Annotated in this window: 2 protein-coding genes; both read right to left on the reverse strand. The window is 62.4% G+C overall.

Annotation, left to right across the window (positions count from 1 at the left end; all coding sequences use genetic code 11):
* Nucleotides 1-163: 163 nt before the first annotated feature.
* Nucleotides 164-1,486, reverse strand: coding sequence for an ATP-binding protein (locus tag EN994_RS25730; protein ID WP_013531508.1), 1,323 nt, complete (start codon nt 1,484-1,486; stop codon nt 164-166).
* On the reverse strand, nt 1,483-2,778 hold the full coding sequence (locus EN994_RS25735; RefSeq protein WP_027163480.1) for an MFS transporter: 1,296 nt from the start codon (nt 2,776-2,778) through the stop codon (nt 1,483-1,485). Before EN994_RS25735 ends, EN994_RS25730 begins: the two co-directional genes overlap by 4 nt.
* Nucleotides 2,779-2,789 lie beyond the last annotated feature (11 nt).

Raw genomic sequence — 2,789 nt, forward strand, 5'->3', positions numbered from 1 at the left:
AAGCTTGAGATCGACGACGGCATATTGGAAGGCAACGGTGCCGATCAGCGCCTGCACGCCGTCGACGCTCCGGCAGCTATGCGTTTCGTAATCACGCCGTTCGAAAGACCGGCGCAGTGCGTTGGCAAAGGCGATGTCGTCCTCGACGATCAGCAGCGTGCGTTCAGTCGGCATTGTGCCCTCGCGGAGACAGAGCAGCCAGCGGCAGATGCAACGTAACCGAAGCTCCCCCCTCGGTTCTGTTTCTTACAGTGACGCTACCCCCCAGCTTGCGGATGACATTGACGACCAGAAACAGGCCGAGCCCGCTACCTGGCCGGTTCTTGGTCGACGTGTAGGGCTTGCCGAATTCAGCAAGCATGGCTTCTTCAAATCCCGGTCCCGCGTCGACAACTTCGATGATGAGATCGTCCGCGTGGCGGCTGACGATCAAACCGACCCATAGAGGCGACGCTTCAAGTGCGTTGTCCAGTACATTGAACATCACCTGTTTGAGCGCGGGATCGGAGACGATCTCCTGGTTGGCGCCGAAACGCCTGGTGTATTCGAAACCTTGCGGCAGCCGTGTCGACTTCCATTCGGCCACCAGCTCCGCCAGAAAGGCATCGACGGAGGTGCGAACCGTGCCTTCGCCGCGCAATTCGCCCGACGACATCAGGATTCCCGAAACGATCTTCTTGCAACGGTCCAACTGGCCCTGCATCTCCCGGATTTCCTGCGCCAGATCCGGATCGGCCTCGAGAACCGGCATGCGCTGCCAGTCGTTGAGGATGACGGAAAGCGTAGCCAGCGGCGTGCCGAGCTCATGCGCGGCGCCAGAGGCGAGCAGGCCCATCCTGACGATGTGAGCCTCCTCCGCCGATTGCTGGCGCAAATCCGCAAGATGAGCGTCGCGGGTGCGAATGTTGTTCTGGACCCTGGTGATGAACAGCACCAGAAGCGTTGCCGCCAGGACGAAACAGATGAACATGCCCTGAATGTGCAGGCTGAACAGCCCGGCACCGTGTGCGGCGGGCAGGCTGATCTCACGGTAGAAGGTGGTCAGCGCGATGAAGCACGTGCTTGCAATGAGGACAAGCGCCCAGACCGACCATGTCTCCAGCAGTACCGCGCCCAGGATGACCTGGAGCAGGTAAAGCGAAATGAAGGGATTGGACGCGCCGCCGCTCAGGTAAAGCTGGACCGTCAACGCGGTGACGTCGAGCAGCAGTCCAAGAAACAGCTCGGTGTTGGTGATCGCGTCCTGGCTGCTGTGCCGGCGCAGGCTGGCGACGTTGAGAGCGATCAGCAGCAGGATCACCACTGCCATCGGCACCAGCGGCAGCCCGATGCCAAGCGCGTAGCGGACGAACAGGATCGTCACGATCTGACCGCCGACCGCGATCCAGCGCAGTTGGATCAGAAGCAGAAAATTCTGCTTGTTGGTCTTGTCGTGCAGCGTCATTGGGCCGGGAGGTCCCCAGCCCTGGCCAAGCAGGTCACTCAAGCGGGAGTCCGATCCAGGCGCTGGTTGAGCCGCAGCGCCAGCAGCGTGCATAGCGCTCCCGACAGCAGATAGGCGCCTGACGAGATCAGCCCGAAATGGGCGGACAGGAACAGGGCGACAATGGGGGCGAAGCCGGCGCCGAACAGCCAGGCGAGATCCGAGGTCAGCGCAGCACCTGTATAGCGGTAGTTCTTTGAAAAATTCGAGGCGAGTGCTCCCGAAGACTGGCCGAACGACAGGCCGAGCAGGACGAAGCCCAACACCATGAAGACGGACTCTCCGACGAAGCCGCCATCGAGCAGCTGTGGCGCGAAACCGCTGAACACGGCAATGGCCACCGCCGAGCCTCCAAGCAAGGGCCAGCGCCCGACCCGGTCGGCAACGACGCCCGAGATCGCGATTGCCGCCAGGCCGAAGAAGGCTCCGATCGTCTCGATGACCAGGAACCGTGCCGGTCCCTCGCGCGTGAACAGGAAGATCCAGGACAGAGGAAACACCGTCACCATGTGGAACAGGGCGAAGCTCGCCAGCGGCGCGAAAGCGCCGAGCACGACAGTGCGCCCTTCGGCGCGCAACGTCTCGCGGACGGAAGTCGGCTCCAGTTCCTGGCCTTCGAACAGTTTGGTGTATTCCGGCGTCACCACGATGCGCAGCCGCGCGAACAGGGCGACGACGTTGATGGCGAAGGCGACGAAGAACGGGTAGCGCCAACCCCAGCTGAAGAAGTCTTCAGCCGACAGGTTGCCGACGAAATATGCAAACAGGGCACTGGCGACGATGAGCCCGAGTGGCGCGCCCAGCTGCGGGATCATCGCATACCAGCCGCGACGCTTTTCGGGGGCATTCAACGCCAGCAGCGAGGCAAGTCCGTCCCATGTCCCGCCCAGCGCCAGTCCCTGACCGATCCGGAACATGGCCAGCAGCCAGGCCGAAGCCGGGCCGATCTGGTCGTAACCGGGCACGAAGGCGATCGACACGGTCGAGGTCCCCAGCAGGAACAGCGCGATGGTGAGCTTGGCGCTGCGTCCGTAGGCGCGGTCGAGCGCGGTGAAGATCGCCGTCCCGATCGGCCGCGCGATGAAGGCAAGCGCGAAGATGGCGAAGGAGTAGAGCGTGCCGGTCAACGGGTCGGCATATGGAAATACGAGCTTGGGGAAAACGATGACGGAAGCGATCGCGTAGACGAAGAAGTCGAAGAATTCCGACGTCCTGCCGATGATGACGCCAACGGCGATTTCGCCGGGCTTCACCTCATGATGCCGCGCATTGATCCGTCTTGCGTCGGCTTCGATCTTCGAAGTTG

The sequence above is a fragment of the Mesorhizobium sp. M7A.F.Ca.CA.002.09.1.1 genome, from assembly GCF_003998555.1.
In the GTDB taxonomy this organism is placed as follows: domain Bacteria; phylum Pseudomonadota; class Alphaproteobacteria; order Rhizobiales; family Rhizobiaceae; genus Mesorhizobium; species Mesorhizobium ciceri.